Annotated in this window: 14 protein-coding genes and 1 riboswitch; of the genes, 7 read left to right on the top strand and 7 right to left on the bottom strand. The window is 62.4% G+C overall.

Translation table 11 applies throughout. The features are described 5' to 3' along the window. Positions 1–109: 109 nt before the first annotated feature. Positions 110–685, bottom strand: coding sequence for a TMEM165/GDT1 family protein (locus CBW50_RS17395; RefSeq protein WP_086146726.1), 576 nt, complete (start codon positions 683–685; stop codon positions 110–112). Between the two features lie 9 nt (positions 686–694). Beyond that, positions 695–876, bottom strand: a riboswitch (yybP-ykoY riboswitch). 146 nt (positions 877–1,022) lie between these two features. Between CBW50_RS17395 and CBW50_RS17390 the strand changes: the two genes are divergently transcribed. The 5 genes from CBW50_RS17390 to CBW50_RS17370 all read left to right on the top strand — a co-directional run bounded on the left by CBW50_RS17390 (position 1,023) and on the right by CBW50_RS17370 (position 7,797). Then, on the top strand, positions 1,023–3,416 hold the full coding sequence (locus tag CBW50_RS17390; RefSeq protein ID WP_086146745.1) for a M1 family aminopeptidase: 2,394 nt from the start codon (positions 1,023–1,025) through the stop codon (positions 3,414–3,416). Between the two features lie 118 nt (positions 3,417–3,534). After that, positions 3,535–5,394, top strand: coding sequence for a M1 family metallopeptidase (locus CBW50_RS17385; protein ID WP_086146725.1), 1,860 nt, complete (start codon positions 3,535–3,537; stop codon positions 5,392–5,394). 22 nt (positions 5,395–5,416) lie between these two features. Continuing rightward, positions 5,417–7,054: a serine hydrolase gene (locus CBW50_RS17380; protein WP_086146724.1), complete on the top strand. Its 1,638-nt coding sequence runs from the start codon at positions 5,417–5,419 to the stop codon at positions 7,052–7,054. 268 nt (positions 7,055–7,322) lie between these two features. Further along, on the top strand, positions 7,323–7,517 hold the full coding sequence (locus CBW50_RS29430; protein ID WP_143450797.1) for a hypothetical protein: 195 nt from the start codon (positions 7,323–7,325) through the stop codon (positions 7,515–7,517). Positions 7,518–7,605: 88 nt separating this feature from the next. After that, a complete protein-coding gene (locus tag CBW50_RS17370) occupies positions 7,606–7,797 on the top strand; it encodes a hypothetical protein (RefSeq protein ID WP_086146722.1) in 192 nt (63 codons plus the stop codon). 68 nt (positions 7,798–7,865) lie between these two features. On the opposite strand, the gene CBW50_RS17365 is transcribed toward CBW50_RS17370, so the two are convergent. Together CBW50_RS17365 and CBW50_RS17360 are read right to left on the bottom strand one after the other, a co-directional pair. After that, on the bottom strand, positions 7,866–8,693 hold the full coding sequence (locus CBW50_RS17365; protein WP_216356368.1) for a class I SAM-dependent methyltransferase: 828 nt from the start codon (positions 8,691–8,693) through the stop codon (positions 7,866–7,868). An 88-nt stretch (positions 8,694–8,781) separates the two neighbouring features. After that, the gene (locus CBW50_RS17360) at positions 8,782–9,441 is read right to left on the bottom strand and encodes a pyridoxamine 5'-phosphate oxidase family protein (protein ID WP_086146721.1); all 660 of its coding nucleotides are present in this window, start codon (positions 9,439–9,441) and stop codon (positions 8,782–8,784) included. Between the two features lie 108 nt (positions 9,442–9,549). Here CBW50_RS17360 and CBW50_RS17355 point away from each other — a divergent pair, with 108 nt between their 5' ends. Beyond that, complete coding sequence (locus CBW50_RS17355; RefSeq protein ID WP_086146720.1) at positions 9,550–11,055, top strand: PLP-dependent aminotransferase family protein; 1,506 nt, start codon at positions 9,550–9,552, stop codon at positions 11,053–11,055. A 28-nt stretch (positions 11,056–11,083) separates the two neighbouring features. Beyond that, a complete protein-coding gene (locus tag CBW50_RS17350) occupies positions 11,084–11,689 on the top strand; it encodes a DUF1629 domain-containing protein (RefSeq protein ID WP_086146719.1) in 606 nt (201 codons plus the stop codon). A gap of 28 nt (positions 11,690–11,717) precedes the next feature. Here CBW50_RS17350 and CBW50_RS17345 read toward each other — a convergent pair whose 3' ends face one another. The 4 genes from CBW50_RS17345 to CBW50_RS17330 all read right to left on the bottom strand — a co-directional run bounded on the left by CBW50_RS17345 (position 11,718) and on the right by CBW50_RS17330 (position 16,021). Beyond that, positions 11,718–12,497, bottom strand: a complete 780-nt coding sequence (locus tag CBW50_RS17345) for a spermidine synthase (RefSeq protein ID WP_086146718.1) — start codon at positions 12,495–12,497, stop codon at positions 11,718–11,720. Between the two features lie 59 nt (positions 12,498–12,556). Further along, the gene (locus CBW50_RS17340; RefSeq protein ID WP_086146717.1) at positions 12,557–13,081 is read right to left on the bottom strand and encodes an FxDxF family PEP-CTERM protein; all 525 of its coding nucleotides are present in this window, start codon (positions 13,079–13,081) and stop codon (positions 12,557–12,559) included. A gap of 238 nt (positions 13,082–13,319) precedes the next feature. Next, a complete protein-coding gene (locus CBW50_RS17335) occupies positions 13,320–14,675 on the bottom strand; it encodes an ATP-binding protein (RefSeq protein ID WP_216356367.1) in 1,356 nt (451 codons plus the stop codon). Then, a complete protein-coding gene (locus tag CBW50_RS17330; protein ID WP_086146716.1) occupies positions 14,675–16,021 on the bottom strand; it encodes a sigma-54 dependent transcriptional regulator in 1,347 nt (448 codons plus the stop codon). The genes CBW50_RS17335 and CBW50_RS17330 overlap by 1 nt, the downstream gene beginning before the upstream one ends. Positions 16,022–16,047 lie beyond the last annotated feature (26 nt).

The following is a 16,047-nucleotide window of genomic DNA, read 5'->3' as shown; positions in this document are numbered from 1 at the left end:
TCCTCAAAAAAGCGCGCTGACCTTGCGGGACCGGCGCGCCTGTGTTTATGTCGGCGATATTGTAATTATGAGCATGAACATTGTAAATGAGGAATTATTCAGCCCTGTGTCAGAAACCCAGGCGCGCACCGGCGCCAAGCAGGGTGGCCACGCCCAGCCCGGCAAATACGAGTGCCGCGATACCGTGCACCAGACGCAGCGACACGCGGTTGGCAATCTTGTCGCCCAAGTACACGGCAGGGACGTTGGCAAGCATCATGCCGAGAGTGGTGCCCAGCACGACGGAGACAATGTCGTGGTAGCGCGCCGCCAGCGCCACCGTGGCCACCTGTGTCTTGTCGCCCATTTCCGCCATGAAGAAGGCGATCAGGGTGGTCAGGAAGACGCCATATTTGGCCAGCCTGGTCTCTTCTTCATCGAGCTTGTCGGGGATCAGGGTCCAGGCGGCCATGGCCAGAAAGGACACGCCCAGCACCCAGCGCAGCACGTCCGGCCCCAGCATGCTGGTGATCCAGGCGCCGACGGCGGCGGCGAACGCGTGGTTGGCAACGGTGGCGACGAAAATCGCCAGCACGATGGGCAGGGGCCTGCGGAATTTGGCGGCCAGCAGAAAGGCCAGGAGTTGGGTTTTGTCGCCGATTTCAGCGAGGCCGACGATGCCGGTGGAGATGAGAAATGCTTCCATGAGATTGCAAGAGGTACGTGGGCCGGACGAATTAACCAATGATCCACGGGCGACTCCGGCCCATGCGGCCGCCCTGGATCAATGGTCTCGTCAAGTTTTTCAACCACCTGCACCATGGCCTGCGGGCCAATTATGTTGATACAGGTTCCTGCGGCAGGACCGCGGGACGACTACTCCCCAATGTTCGAGGCGCATCATACGCCAATGCCTGTTTCTGCGCCAGTGCCACTGGCCGCCGGCGCTGTGCTGCGTGTGGGACTTCCACAACAATGATCGATTTGCAAACAGACTCGACTTAGAATGCAGTTCTGTCCACGACTCCCAGATGGAATGCGCCATGCCGGTTCTTGTCCGCTTGCTTGCCCTGTGCCTGACCTTGATTTCCCCCTTGACCGCCATGTGCGCCGCCGCGCCTTTCGACGACAAGTTCCGCCAGCTCGAAGAACTGCTGCCCACGCCGAACGCCTACCGCACCGCATCGGGCGCGCCCGGCCACGCTTACTGGCAGCAGCGCGCCGATTACGTGATCCGCGCCACGCTGGACGAAGCGCGCCGCGAGATCACTGCCAGCGAACAGATTACTTACCATAATCGCTCGCCCGACAGCCTCGCGTACTTGTGGCTGCAACTGGACCAGAATGGCTTGCGCAAGGACGCTGACCAGCGCCGCGTCCTGAGCGCGCCCTCGCGCCAGGCCTGGTTGGGTAGCAGCGAAGAAGAAGCGCTGAAGTTCGAGGACTTGCGGGCCATCCATGCGGGCCGCGAATTTGACGGCGGCTTCAAGCTTACCGCCGTGAAAGCGGCCAGCGGCAAGCCGCTGCCGTATGTTGTCAACCAGACCATGCTGCGCATCGATTTGCCGGTGGCGCTGGCGCCCGGCCAGAGCATCACGTTCAATATCGACTGGTCGTATCAGATCAATGACCAGAAGGTGCTGGTCGAGCGCTCCGGCTATGAGTATTTTGAAGACGACAAGAACGCGATTTTCCAGATCGCGCAGTGGTTCCCGCGCATGGCCGCCTACTATGACGCCGTCGGTTGGCAGCATAAGCAGTTTCTTGGCTCGGGTGAATTCACGCTGGAGTTTGGCGATTACGAGCTGTATCTGACGGTGCCGGCCGATCATGTGGTGGCGGCCACGGGAGAATTGCAAAATCCTGCCACCGTGTTGAGCACGGCGCAGCGCGAACGCCTGGCGAGGGCGAAAAACAGCGCTACGCCGCTGCTGGTGATCACGCCCGCCGAGGCGCTGGCGGCGGAAAAGGGCCGGGCGGCGGGCATGAAAACCTGGCACTTCAAGGCGGCCAATGTGCGCGACGTGGCGTGGGCATCGAGCCGCAAGTTTATCTGGGATGCGCAGGGTTTGAATAGCGGCGGCAAGCGCGTAATGGCCATGTCCTACTATCCGAACGAGGGTAATCCGCTGTGGCAGCAGTACAGCACGCGCGCCGTCGCGCATGCGATCGAGCAGTACAACAAATACAGTTTCGACTATCCGTATCCGAACGCGATTTCCGTCAATGGCGCCGTGGGCGGCATGGAGTATCCGATGATTGCGTTTAATGGCGGGCGCCCCGTGAAGGACAAGAAGACGGGGGAAATTACGTATTCGAAGACGACCAAATATGACCTGATCGGCGTGATCATCCATGAAGTGGGGCACAATTATTTCCCCATGATCGTCAACTCGGACGAGCGCCAGTGGACGTGGATGGACGAGGGCCTCAATTCCTTCCTGCAGTACCTGGCCGAGCAGGCGTGGGAAGAGCATTTCCCGTCCTGGAATGGCGAGCCGCGCAAGATCGTCGACTACATGCGCAGTCAGAACCAGGTGCCCATCATGACCAATTCAGAATCCTTGCTGCAGTTTACGGCGAATGCCTACGACAAGCCTGCCACCGCCCTCAATATCCTGCGCGAAACCATCCTCGGGCGCGAACTGTTCGACTTCGCCTTCAAGCAGTACGCCTTGCGCTGGAAATTCAAGCGCCCGACGCCGGCCGATTTTTTCCGCACCATGGAAGACGCTTCCGGCACGGACCTGGACTGGTTCTGGCGCGGCTGGTTCTACACCACCGACGCGGTCGACATCAGCATCGACGGCATCAGCGAATATGGCGTGAGTACAAAGAATCCGGAAACGGAAAAGGCGTGGAAGAAGGCGCAGAAGGCGGCGCAGCCTATCTCGATCTCGGACCAGCGCAACAAGGCGCTGCCGAAGAAGGTGGATACCGATCCTGCGCTGAAGGATTTCTATAACCAGCACGATGAGTTCACGGTCACCAACAAGGACCGCAACAGCTATGCGGAAGAGCAGGAAACGCTGGAACCATGGGAGCGTAAACTGCTGGAACAGCACAACATGGGCAAGCATTTGTACCTGGTCGATTTTTCGAATCTCGGCGGTCTGGTGATGCCGCTGATCCTGGAAATCGAACTGCAAAGCGGCAGGAAAATCACCGAGCGCGTGCCGGCCGAAGTGTGGCGCTACGCGCCGCACAAGATCAGCAAGGTGATCATCGCGGACGAACCGATGGTGGGGCTGGTGCAGGACCCGTACTGGGAGACGGCTGATATCGACACCAGCAATAATTCCTGGCCGAGGAAAATCACGCCATCGCGCCTGGAACTGTTCAAGCTGGACCGCGACAAGAACAACCTGATGAAGGATGTCAAAACACCGCTGAAGGCGTCCGAGCCAAAGCCGGAGGCCAGGCCGGAGACGAAATAGGGAAGCAGCGCCGGCCAGCCCGGCGCTTTTTTCTGCCGGCCAGCGCCGGAAGTGCTATTCTGCGCGACGCCCCGGCGCACACGGACCGGGGCTTTCGCAAATCATTCAAAAGACGACCATGCAAACTATGACCTTCCTGCGCGCGCTGGGCTGTGCGCTACTTTGCCAGGCGACCCTGGCCGCGCACGCCGATCCCCTCAGCTACGCGCGCTACGACCAGGTGCGCACGCGCGACCTGCAGCTGGACCTGAAAGCCGATTTCAAGCAAAAGACCCTGTCCGGCTATGCCGAGCTGTCCTTGAACTGGATCGATCCGGCGGCGCGCACCCTGGTGCTCGATACGCGCGACCTGTCGATCGCGAAGGTGCAGGTGCAGGACAAGCGCGGCGCATGGCAGATGGCGCCGTACCAGCTGGACAAGGCCGATCCGGAAAAGGGCCAGGCACTGCGCATCACCACCACGGGCCAGCCGGGCAAGGTGCGCGTCTACTATCACACGGCCCCGAACGCCATCGCGCTGCAGTGGCTCACGCCGCAGCAAACCATGTCGGGCAAGCTGCCTTTCATGTTCAGCCAGTCGCAAAGCATCAACGCCCGCTCGTGGGTGCCATCGCAGGATACGCCGGCCGTGCGTTTTACATATAGCGCGCGCATCGATGCGCCAGCGGGTATGCGCGTCGTGATGAGCGCCGAGAACGACGAGAAGGCGACCGGCAAGGGCGGCTGGAAATTCAGGATGCCCCAGCCGATTCCCTCGTACCTGCTGGCCATTGCCATCGGCGAACTGGAAGTGCGCAAACTCGGCCCTCGTTCCGCTGTGTATGCGGAACCGCCGCGTATCAAAGCGGCTGAATACGAGCTGGCCGATACGGAAAAGATGATCCAGGCAGCCGAAGCGCTGTACGGTCCGTATGGCTGGGGGCGCTACGACATGATCGTGCTGCCGCCATCGTTCCCCTACGGCGGCATGGAAAATCCGCGCCTGACCTTCCTTACGCCGACCATGATCGCGGGCGACCGCAGCCTGGTTGACCTGATTGCGCATGAACTGGCCCACTCGTGGTCTGGCAACCTGGTCACCAACGCGTCGTGGAAGCATATGTGGCTCAACGAAGGCTTCACCACGTACGTCACGACGCGCATCGTCGAGCAGCTGTATGGCAGCGAAGTGGCGCAGATGGGCGTGCAGGTCGACCAGGAAGAACTGGCCGCCTCGATCCGCGAATTGCCGGCCGCGAAAACGGCGCTGGTCACGCGCGATGCGGATGCCAATCCCGCGGAAACGTACACGGACGACGGCATCATCTACCCGAAAGGCGCATGGTTCCTGGCCACCATGGAGCGCCGCGCGGGCCGCGCCGTGTTCGATCCTTTCCTGCGCGGCTGGTTCGACCAGCATGCGTTCCAGAGCGTCACGACGGAACAGTTCATCGCCTATCTGCGCAAGAACCTGCTGACCCAGCATCCGGACGTGATGCCGCAAGCGGAACTCGATGAATGGCTGTATGGCACGGGCGTGCCGGCCAGCGCACAGCGCGTCGTCTCGCCACGCCTGGCGCTGCTCGACCAGCACCGCGACGCCTGGCTGAAAGGTGAACTGGCGACGAAAGACCTGGGCATGGACAAGTGGATCGCCATCGAATCGATGCATTTCCTGAACGATGTCAACAACAAGGCCAGCGCGGCGCAATTGCGCGAACTGGACCAGGTCTACGGCGTGGGCAAGAGCGGCAACAATGAAGTGGCGTACCGCTTCTATCTGGCCTCCGTGAACGCCGGCTACGACGTGCGGCAGCCTTTGCAGGCATTCCTGCTGAGCGTGGGCCGCCAGAAGTTCGTCGTGCCCCTGTACAGCGCCTTGATGAAGACGCCGCAAGGCCATGTCTGGGCCAAGGAGGTGTACGCGCAGGCGCGCGAACGCTACCACCCGGTGACGCAGGAAAGCGTTGATAAATTGATGGCCGCGCAAGCGCATTGAACTTTCTCTGGATATCCTGACCATGCATACCATGAACCGTCTCGCCGCCGCCATCGTGCTGGCGTTTTCCAGCATCGCCGTGCCGGCGCTGGCAGCCGATGCAGTACCCGTCGTTGCCGCAGCGCCGGTGCCTGCGCCTGCCTTCGATCTTGAGCGCGACGTCGCCACCGCCCTGACAGTGTTCGACGTGCCCGGCATGGCGATCGCCATCGTCAAGGACGGCAAGGTCGTCACCGCCAAGGGCTTTGGTGTGCGCAAGCTGGGCGAACCGGCCGCCGTCGATGCGCAGACCTTGTTTGAAGTGGCATCGAATTCGAAGGGTTTTACGGCCGCTGCGCTGGCCATGCTGGTCGACGACGGCAAGCTGGCCTGGGACGATCCCGTCACCAAGCACCTGCCCGGTTTCCAGATGCACGATTCCTACGTGACGGGCGCCATGACCATCCGTGATTTGCTGACGCACCGCAGCGGCCTGGGCCTGGGTGCGGGCGACTTGCTGTGGTGGCCGACTACCACCTTCAGCACCGACGAGATCATCGAGAAACTGCGCTACATCCGTCCGGCCACGAGTTTTCGCAACAGCTATGCCTACGATAACCTGCTGTACATCGTGGCCGGCAAGATCATCGCCGACAAGGCGGGGAAAAGCTGGGGCGAGGCCATGCATGAGCGCATCCTGGCACCGCTGGGCATGACGGGCACCACCACCAGCCTGGCCGAGAATGCGGGTAATCCCGACGTCGCCCATGCGCACAGCAAGATCGACGGCAAGATTGCCGCCGTCAAGTCGATGCCCGTGCCGAACGCGGTGGGCGCCGTCGGCATCAACACGAATGCGGAAGATATCGCCAAGTGGATGATGGTGCTGCTCGACGGCGGCAAGATCGCCGGCGTGCAGGGCAAGGACGGCAAGGAAGCGCGCCTGTTCAGCGAAAAGCAGGGCCGTGAAATGTGGACCGCGCAAACGCCGATCAAGATTCCCGAGCCGAAGCCGGCGCTGGCCGCGACGAAACCGAACTTCAGCGCGTATGGCCTGGGCTTCCAGCTGCGCGACTACAAGGGCATGAAGGTCGCCATGCACGGCGGCGCGCTGCAGGGATTCTATTCGCGCGTGCTGATGGTGCCGGAAGCGAAACTGGGCGTGGCCATCCTCACCAATGCGGAAAATGGCGGTTCGATGACGGCGCTGCAATGGCGCATCCTCGACCATTACCTGCAGGCGGCGCCGTCGGACTGGCTGGCGCTGGTGGCCAAGGTGGAGCAGGACCAGCATGCGGAAGAAGTGAAAAAGCAGGGCAAGGCGTCGAGCGCGCGCGCGGCGAAATCGCAGCCGTCGCTGCCGCTGGCCGCGTACGATGGCGAGTATGAGGACGCATGGTACGGCAAGGTCGTGATCAAGCCGGAAGGGAAAAAACATATCCTCAGCTTTACGCGCACGCCGGACCTGACGGGCGAGCTGGAACACTGGCAGCACGACACCTTCATCGTGCGCTGGAAAGAGCGCAACTTCAATGCCGACGCCTACGTGACGTTTTCGTTGAACCCGGATGCCAGTATCGACCGGGTGAAGATGGCGCCCGTGTCGGCCGAGACGGACTTCAGCTACGACTTTCAGGACTTGAGCCTGGTGCCGGTGAAGCCCAAGGAAGCGAAGAAATAAACTGTCGATACAAAAACCGCAGCCTGGCCTGCGGTTTTTTTTCGCGCCTTTCCATGCAAGTGGGAGTCGGAATGGCCGCAGGCCGGTTTTTATTCCATGAAAGGGCGTGAAATGAAAATGTTATCTTGTTTTCTTGTTTGCGTATTTGGTAACTTTCTTTGGTGCTACTATTTTTATGCGCTATACGTCTATCGATAGGTGGAAGTTGGCGGCTGGCGGTCTGCCCTGGTTTTTTATAACGATGAACTTTTTTGCTAACGGGATAAAAATGATCAATTTCAAGAAAGCCGTAGTTGTCTTCTGTGCCGCTGTCGGTTTCGCCGGTGCCGTCAGTTCGAGTGCATATGCCTTGCCGTCGCGTGAAACGTGTGAGGAAGCCCGCGATTCCTGTCTCGCCGATGGCAATGAAAACGACTGCGCGCTGGTGCGTCGCCTGTGCGGCGTGTACGGCATTCACGTCTGAGCGTGTTGCTGCCTGCGTGCACGCGCTGTTGTGATCTTCCAGTTCACTAGTTTCTAGATCGGCTCAACTCTTTGGGAGTGGAATAAAAATGATCCATGTGAAAAAGGCGGTATTTGTCTTCTGCGCCGCCGTTGGTTTGGCTGGTGCCGTGAGCACCGCGTATGCGCAGCCGACACGCCGGGAGTGCATGCAGGCCCTGATTGACTGCACCGAAAATGGCACGGCGAGCCAGTGCATGCTTGTCTCGCGCTCTTGCGGCGTGTACGGCATTTACCTTTAAGGCGCGCTGCGCGCACAAGGCATTGGGGCGCGCCGTATCGGCCCGCCGCCATTGGCTTTTCTAGTGACTCAGGGTTTGACGAACTTCAGGGTCATGCGGTCGCTCTCGCCGATGGCCGTGTACTTGTCGCGCTCCACGTCCTTGTTGGCGTAGGTGGGTGGCAGGGCCCAGACGCCGCCCTGGTGGTCGGCATGGTCTCGCGGATTGGCGTTGATCTCCGATTTGGCCGCCAGCTTGAAGCCTGCGCCTTCAGCCAGCTTGATCACGTACGCTTCGTGCATGTAGCCGCTGCTGGCCGTGGCATCCTGCACCTTGCTGGCGGGCAGGCGGTGCTCGACGACGCCGAAGACGCCGCCCGGTTTCAGGCTGTCATAGACTTGCTTGAACAGGGCCTGCATGCCCGCTTCGCCGATCGGTATCCAGTTGTGGATATTGCGGAAGGTAAGTACCATGTCGGCCGTGCCCCTGGGCGCGATACGGTAGGTGGCGGGGGGCGCGAAGGCGCCGATTTCCACTTTGCCGAAAGCGGCCGGATTGGCGTCGAGTTTTTGCTGGAAGCGCGCGGCGCCCTTGCGCGCGCCTTCGCTGCTTGACTGCGGGTCATTGCCGGCGGCGATCAGCTTGCCATGCTCGCGCAGATAAGGCGCCAGGATCTCCGTGTACCAGCCGCCACCGGGCGCCAGTTCCACCACTGTCATGCTCGGCTTGATGCCGAAGAACGTCAGCGTTTCATACGGGTGGCGGGCGCTGTCGCGCGTCACGTTGGCTGGCGTGCGCGCACTGCCGCCAATGGCCGCCTTCAGGGCCGCGTCACCTGCATCGGCGGCCAGGGCCGCGCCGCTGCCGCCACAGGCCAGCATGACTGTCAGGGCCGCAGCCAGGGATACTCGCTTCATCATCATATGCTCCATGCGTGATTGGATCGGTTGGTGAATTGGTGGCGATCGCCATCAATGCCGATCATCGGCCAAGCACGCTGGCCGGTCAAGCGGATTCCGTTTGCCATGCGGCGGCATACGCGGGCAATGCGCTGGTGTTTTGCGCGTCGGCGATGGCTGCGCCACGGCCGTGCGTGAAGGGCAGTTCGCCCGTCCAGACAACATGCGCCATGTCGCCCGCGTCGTCGAGCGGGCCGCCCGTGCGCTGCTTGACGGCGCATTCGTCGAGCGCGATGCGCAGCACTGTGGTGGCCGCATATTCCTTGGCGCTGCCGCCACGCACCTGCGCCAAGCGTCCCGGCGCCAGCTTTTCCATCAGCGCATCCATGGCCGCATGCTGCTGGCCGATGTCGGCCACCTTTTCAAATTGCCCATACACCATCGCCGAGCGGTAGTTCATCGTGTGATTGAAGGCGGAGCGCGCCAGCACCAGGCCGTCGAGATGGCTGACCGTCACGCATACGTCGGCATCGTTGACGAGTTGCTTGAGCATGCGGCTGCCGTTCGAGCCATGGATGTACAGGTAGCCGCCGATGCGCCAGCAGGCGGTCGGAATGCAATGGCTGCCCTTGTCGTCGCGGAAGGCGATATGGCACAGGTAGGCGGCATCGAGGATGGCGTACAGGGTGGCTTGCTCGTAGCTGGCCAGTTCGGCGACGCGGCGCACGCGGGTACGGGGGCTGGGAGGGAGGGCGGTGGCGGTCATGGCGGAAGTCCGGTTGGTTGAAGAGGCTGGCCGCACTATAATCGGCATCTGGTTCTGAAAAAAGATCCAGAGTCGACAAATAATTTAGAGCCACATGGAAGGGCACGCATGGATTTTGCTTTGCTGCTGAATGCGTTCGAAGGCAGGCACCGCGAACGGGGCTGGTCGCGCCAGCGTTTGCTGCATGAATGCCTGCGTACGGCGATCCGTGATGGCCAGCTGGCACCCGGCACGCGCCTGGCCGCTACGCGGGTGCTGGCGGCGGAACTGGGCTTGGCGCGCAATACGGTGCTGTATGCCTATGAGCAGCTGGCCAGCGAAGGGTTTGTCTTGCCGGATCGGCGCGGCACGGTGGTCGCCGGCAGCGTTGGTGCGGCAATGGCACCGTTGGCCGAGGGCGACGAGGATGGCTTGTCATTCCGTGCCCGGCATTTGCGCGGCGTGGCGGGACAGGACGTGAATGCGGCGGTGGTGTTTCCCGCCGATGCGATGGCGGCGTTCGCGCCTGGCGTGCCCGCGCTGGACGAATTCCCGCTGGCGCAATGGCGCCGCGTGCTGGATCGCGCCTGGCGCGCGTTGACGCCGCGTCAGCTCAACTACGGCGATCCTGCCGGCGAGCCGCAGCTGCGCATGGCCATCGCGGACCATTTGCGCTCCTCGCGCGGCGTCGTGTGCAATGCGGGCCAGGTGTTCATCACGGATGGTACGCAAAGCAGCCTGGATGTGTGTTTGCGCGCCTTTGCGGATCCGGGGGAAACCCTGTGGATGGAGCATCCCGGTTATGGCGGGGCGCTGGCGGCGGGGCGCGCTGCCGGCTTGCACGTGGTGGGTATTCCGGTCGACATGGATGGCATCGCGCCGACGGACAGGGACTGGCAGGATACCCCGCCGCGCCTGATCTACACCACGCCGTCGCACCAGTATCCGACCGGCAGCGTGCTCAGTCCCGCGCGCCGCATGGCGCTGCTGGAACGCGCCCGGGCGGCGGGCGCCCTGATCATCGAAGACGATTACGACAGCGAGTTTCGTCATGGCGGGCCACCCCTGGCCGCCATGCAGGGACTGGTAGCCGACGCACCGGTCGTGTACCTGGGCACGTTCAGCAAGACCATGTTTCCCGCCTTGCGCATCGCCTTTATCGTCGTGCCGGCCGCGCTGGCCGCTGCATTTGCGCAAATGCAGGCGCAAGGCGCCGCGCGGGGGCGCGTAGCCGAACAACTGGCGCTGGCCGAGTTCCTGCGCAGCGGCCTGTTTGCGCGCCATGTGCGGCGCATGCGCCGTCTGTATCGCCAGCGCCGTGACGCCTTGAGCGCGGCATTGCAGCGCCATGCATGTGCGGGCGCATCCATCCATGGCGGCTCTGCCGGCATGCATTTGGCGCTGCGTTTTCACGATGCAGGCTGGGATGATCTGGCATTGAGCCGTCGCGCCGCGCACGACGGCATCGTGGCGCTGGCGCTGTCCGCGCATGGTACCGGCGAGCGGGCCGGCTGGAGCGGTTTTTTGCTCGGCTATGCCCAGGTTCCGGCCGAGCACATGGATGGCCTGGCGCGTCGCGTTGGGACGCTGCTTGCGCAAGCTGGCGCGGCTGGACAGACAAAGCGGGCAAAATAGACCTTTGCCAGGCCGAAGAAGACTGCCCATGATACTGAGCTGGAAAGCCCCTGTTTATTACAATGACAAACTGATCGGCTCCTACGACACGACGCGTGGCTCGTATGAGACCGCGGGCTCGAACTTCGACTACCTGGCGCTGCTGCAGGGCGCGCCGTATCCGTTCGACATGGACAGGCCATCCGTGCATGTCGTCTGCGACCAGGCAAAACTCCTGAAATATGACTGCCTCTGGCTGCTCGGGAACGTGCCGCTGATTTCGGCCCGTCTGGCGGACTTTCTTGCCGGCGCGGGCGATCAGGACGTTGAATTGATACGCCCGGCATGCATCATGGCCGATGGGGAGCTGGTGGGCGAGCCGTTCTACATCTTGAACGCGATGCACCAGGCGCAGGTCGTCGATCTTGCGCGGTCAATAGCGCAAACGGATGACGTTGGCAACGTCATCTACTTCACGCGGACATTTTTCCGCGACGAGGGGCTGGCGCCCAGGCATATTGCCAGGGAAGCGCAATCGGGCGACCTGCTGATCTCCAGCGAACTGGCAGGCCGCATCAGGGCCGGGCGCTTCAAGGGCGACAGGAACCTGGGGTTTTATCGCGCCGAAGGAAATTGGCAGCCCGTTCTGGAATGAGATGCAGACGCGCTGCGCCCGCTGTCTCCTACTGCTGGTCCAGCATCCACTGCTTCAAGCCGTTGACCCAGTTCTTGGCCGGCAGGTTGAACTGTTTCTTGATGCTGGCGGCGCGTTCGTACAACTCGCTGAAGTCGAGCGACGGCGACTTTTTGAAGGCCAGCACGACGATGTTTTCATCTTCCATTTCCGGCACCCACACGACGGCGTCGAACACCAGTTCCATCGCCTGCAGATTCTTGTCGTAGTTGGGGAAGTCGCCAAACACGTTCGTGCACATGATGCCGTCGTCCGTCAGGCAATCGAAGCAGGCCTGGTAAAACTCGGGCGTGTCGAGCACGGGGCCGCGCGCCTCCTCGTCGTACAGGTCGACCTGCAGTACGTCGACCGTGCCGTGGTTGGCCATGTCGAGCACGAAGTCGAGCGCGTTCATTTCGCGCACGTCGAGACGCGTGTCGTTTGGCGGCAGCGCGAACTGGGCGCCGCAGATGGCGATCACGTTCGGATTGAGCTCGATGGCCGTGACGGAGGCATCAGGAAAGCGGCGGTAGCTGAATTTGGTCAGTGCGGCGCTGCCCAGGCCCAACTGCACGATGCGTTTCGGCTGCGTCTTGAAGAGCATCCACATCATCATCATTTGCACGTATTCGAGCTCGATGGCGTCGGGTTTGTCGAGGCGCATGGCGCCCTGCACCCACTTGGTGCCCAGATGCAGGTAGCGGATGCCGCGGTGTTCGGTGGTGGTGGCGGGCGGGTGGCCCGGGTGGCTGAAAGCGGTGTGGCTGGTGGAGATAAAATCGGTTGTCATGGCGCCAGTTTAGCAGCCGTCAAAGAAAAAGACGCCGCAGCGTCTTTTGGGTGGTGCGCTCAAGATTGCTTGCGGCGTCGCGCCAGGAAGCCGAGTATGCCCAGGCCTGCCAGCAGCATGCCATAGGTTTCCGGTTCAGGAACGGGAGCCAGGTTCAGGTTGAAGACGCCGCCATAGCTGCCGCCCTTGGTGTTGCCCATGACGGTGAGGACCAGCGGGCCATTGAACAGGATGCTCGTCGGCGCCAGGACTTCGCCTTGGGCATAGCCAAAGACGGTAGGTCCGCCAAAGCCGGTCAGTCCTATGCCGTTCAGGTCGGCAGCGGTGAAGTGGATGGAAGAGCTGTCCGTGCCCGTGACGGACAGGTTGGCCAGGAAGGCTTGCGCGGTGGAGCCGAAGATCGCGTTCGGTGTGAACGTGAAGGTATCCGTGAAGTCGCCAAGCGGGCTGGGCACGGCGTTGAAACCGCTGGTCCACAGATTGCCCGTGGTATTGACGAGGTTGACCACGTAGGCGGTGGCGCTGGCGCTGCCGATGGAAGCAGCGCTCAGTACTGCCGCTGCGATGAGTGATTTTAGTTTCATGTTGATCCCCGCGAAAAAACGATTAATGTTTCAAAAAAACCGTACCGCAGTGATAAATTATCGCCAAGATAATTCGTTGTCAACGAGCTATTTTTATATCATTATGCAAACTTAAATAGCTTATTTCTAACACACGGGCATGGGCCGCGAAAAGTTGCGATATTTAAAATTATTATTATCAATATCGCACTCAAAAATAGTCTGGGATTTTGTGATGTAAAAATCGTTACTTTAGGAACTAATTTCTGTCCAGTAAGGGAAAAATCAAGGTCACCGCCAGGCCGCCACCTTCGCGGTTGGCCAGGGTGATGCGCCCGCCATGCGCTTCGGCGATTTCGCGTGCCAGAGCCAGGCCCAGCCCCGTGCCGCTGCGCTTGGTGGAGTAAAACGGTACCAGCGCGTTTTCCAGCACGGCGCCGCTCATGCCTGGCCCGCGGTCGTGTACCTCGATGCGCAGCTGCCCATGCGCCTGACTGACGTGCAGGCCGATCTGCTCTGCCCGCGAGCCTGATTCCAGCGCATTCTTGAGCAGGTTCAGCAGCGCCTGCTGCATTTGCGCCGCATCGAACACGGCTGCCTGCGCCGGCGGCGGACAGTCGAGCGTGAAGACCGCCTGCGAAGCCAGGCTGTCGAGGAACGGTTGCCACTCGCACGGGGCCAGACGGGGAGCGGGCAGTTTGGCGAAGCGGGCGTAGCCGAGAATGAATGTCTCCAGGTGGCGCGTGCGTTCCTCGATGGTGGCGAGGATTTGCGGCAGGCGCTCCGTCTGGCCGCGGCGCACCAATTCGGCGCCGGAATGGGCCAGCGAGGCCAGTGGCGCGAGGGAGTTGTTCAGCTCATGGCTGATGACACGGATGACTTTCTTCCAGGTCTGCACTTCCTGGCGGCGCAGTTCCAGGGTCAGCTGGCGCAACAGCAGCAGTTCGTGCTTGCGGCCGTTCAGGCTGAAACTGCGACGCGCCAGGTGATATACCTCTTCCTGTTCTCCATCGCCGCTGGTGAACAGGCCGTCGCTGGCGCGCGCCAGTGCCTCTGCCAGCGCGGGGGCTGCCTGCTGCACGATGTCGGTCAGGTGCTGGCCCTCCAGCCGGCGGCCCTCGTTGAGCAAATGGCGCGCGGCCAGATTGGCATAGACGACGGCATTGCCCTCGGCCACCAGCAGCATGGCCACCGGCGTGTTTTGCACCATGGTGTCGAGCAGCAGTTCGCGCTGCACCAGATCCAGGCGCTGCTTGCGCAGCACGTCGCCCAGAGCATTGTGCGCTGTCACCAGGTCCGCCAGCTCGTCATTTTGCGGCCAGCGCAGGCTGAAGGCGAAGTCGCCGTCCTGGTAGCTGGCGACCGTGCCGGAGAGGGCGCGAAACAGCGACAGCATCGCCTGTAGCTGCGCGCGGATGGTGATGATGGCGATCGGCACGATGCACAGCAGGGACAGGCCCAGTACCAGCCATGGCTGGCCTGGCAGAAAATGCGCGAGCAGCAGGGCGATGCCCATGCCCAGTATCAGCAGGGTGACGATCAGCGCCGTCCAGCGCGTGAGTAATGAAAGGCGCTGGCCTTGCGGATGCCGCGGTGTGTGCTGGACGGGTGGCATCAGGCGCGTGCAATGCCCAGGCGCTCCATGCGCCGGTACAGCGCCTGGCGCGACAGGCCCAGTTCTTGCGCCGCCTGCGCCACCACCCCGTGCGCGCGGTCCAGCGCGGCCACGACGCTGTCGCGATCCGGTTCCGTGCCGGCGCCATCCTGCGTTGCGCGCGGCACCGTTGCCAGCGGCAGCCCCAGTTCGGCCGCGCGTATCACGGGACCAGCTGCCAGCAGGCTGGCGCGCTGCATGACGTTTTTCAGTTCGCGCACATTGCCCGGCCAGCCATGGGCCAGCAGGGCTGCCTGCGCCTGTGTTTCGAGTGTCTTGTCCGGTCCGAGGAAATGCCGCGCCAGCACGAGGATGTCGGCCGGGCGCTGGGCCAGCGGCGGCAGGCGCAGCTCGATCACGTTGAGGCGGTAAAACAGGTCTTCGCGGAAGGTGCCGGCGCGTATCATGGCCGGCAGGTCGGCATTGCTGGCGCTGATGACGCGTACCTTCACCTGGCGCTCACGGTTCGAGCCGAGGCGCTCGAAGCGGCCCGTTTCCAGCACGCGCAGCAGCTTCATCTGGCCGGCCAGCGGCAGATTGCCGATCTCGTCGAGAAACAGGGTGCCGCCGTCCGCCGCATCGAACTTGCCGTCGCGCGCCCGGGTAATGCCCGTATAAGCGCCTGCTTCTGCGCCGAACAGTTCCGCCTCGATCAGTTCCACGGGAACGGCGCCGCAATTGAGCACCACGAAGGGGCCGGCGGCCACCTGCGAATTGGCTTGCACGATGGCGGCGATACGTTCCTTGCCGCTGCCGTTCGGCCCCGAAATGAGTACGGACACGTCGGCACGCGCCACCTGGCACGCCAGATGCACGACTCGTTCCGTGGCTGGGTCTTGCCACACCATGCCGCGCAAGTCGAAGTCGCGCTCCAGGGTGTGGCGCTGGCGCTGTTCGGCCACCACACGCTGGCGCAGCGCGCGGTTGGCCTGTCCCAGCTCCAGCAGGTTCTGCACGCTGGCGATCAGGCGCCGGTCGTCCCATGGCTTGGCCAGATAGTCGGCCGCACCGGACTTGATCAGGTCGACGGCCGCGTCGAGCTGGGTCCAGGCCGTCAGCAGGATCACGGGCAGGTCCGGGTGGCGCGCGCGGATGGCGTGGAACAGCGCGCTGCCTTCCTCGCCCGAGGTGGTGTCGGCCGTGAAGTTCATGTCCTGCACCACCAGATCGATGGCGTGGCGCTCGAGCAGGTGCAGGCCTTCCTCGGGCGAGGCAGCGCGCACGGCGTCGATCTCGTGCAGGGAGAACAGCACGTCGAGCGCGATGGCCACGGCGGCATTGTCGTCAATAATCAGTACGGTAGGCATGCGCGCAGCATATCACTCAGGTGCCG

The organism is Janthinobacterium sp. GW458P (assembly GCF_002127585.1).
GTDB lineage: Bacteria > Pseudomonadota > Gammaproteobacteria > Burkholderiales > Burkholderiaceae_D > Janthinobacterium.
Note: the sequence above shows the minus strand (reverse complement) of the source record. Positions and strands in the feature narration are given on the sequence as shown.

Bases quoted from the DNA above. Each gene is read 5' to 3' on its own strand.
- CBW50_RS17390 (WP_086146745.1), top strand. From the start codon at position 1,023: ATGCCGGTTCTTGTCCGCTTGCTTGCCCTGTGCCTGACCTTGATTTCC.
- CBW50_RS17350 (WP_086146719.1), top strand. From the start codon at position 11,084: ATGATACTGAGCTGGAAAGCCCCTGTTTATTACAATGACAAACTGATC.
- CBW50_RS29430 (WP_143450797.1), top strand. From the start codon at position 7,323: ATGATCAATTTCAAGAAAGCCGTAGTTGTCTTCTGTGCCGCTGTCGGT.
- CBW50_RS17335 (WP_216356367.1), bottom strand. From the start codon at position 14,675: ATGCCACCCGTCCAGCACACACCGCGGCATCCGCAAGGCCAGCGCCTT.
- CBW50_RS17370 (WP_086146722.1), top strand. From the start codon at position 7,606: ATGATCCATGTGAAAAAGGCGGTATTTGTCTTCTGCGCCGCCGTTGGT.
- CBW50_RS17360 (WP_086146721.1), bottom strand. From the start codon at position 9,441: ATGACCGCCACCGCCCTCCCTCCCAGCCCCCGTACCCGCGTGCGCCGC.
- CBW50_RS17365 (WP_216356368.1), bottom strand. From the start codon at position 8,693: ATGAAGCGAGTATCCCTGGCTGCGGCCCTGACAGTCATGCTGGCCTGT.
- CBW50_RS17395 (WP_086146726.1), bottom strand. From the start codon at position 685: ATGGAAGCATTTCTCATCTCCACCGGCATCGTCGGCCTCGCTGAAATC.
- CBW50_RS17355 (WP_086146720.1), top strand. From the start codon at position 9,550: ATGGATTTTGCTTTGCTGCTGAATGCGTTCGAAGGCAGGCACCGCGAA.
- CBW50_RS17385 (WP_086146725.1), top strand. From the start codon at position 3,535: ATGCAAACTATGACCTTCCTGCGCGCGCTGGGCTGTGCGCTACTTTGC.
- CBW50_RS17340 (WP_086146717.1), bottom strand. From the start codon at position 13,081: ATGAAACTAAAATCACTCATCGCAGCGGCAGTACTGAGCGCTGCTTCC.
- CBW50_RS17330 (WP_086146716.1), bottom strand. From the start codon at position 16,021: ATGCCTACCGTACTGATTATTGACGACAATGCCGCCGTGGCCATCGCG.
- CBW50_RS17380 (WP_086146724.1), top strand. From the start codon at position 5,417: ATGCATACCATGAACCGTCTCGCCGCCGCCATCGTGCTGGCGTTTTCC.
- CBW50_RS17345 (WP_086146718.1), bottom strand. From the start codon at position 12,497: ATGACAACCGATTTTATCTCCACCAGCCACACCGCTTTCAGCCACCCG.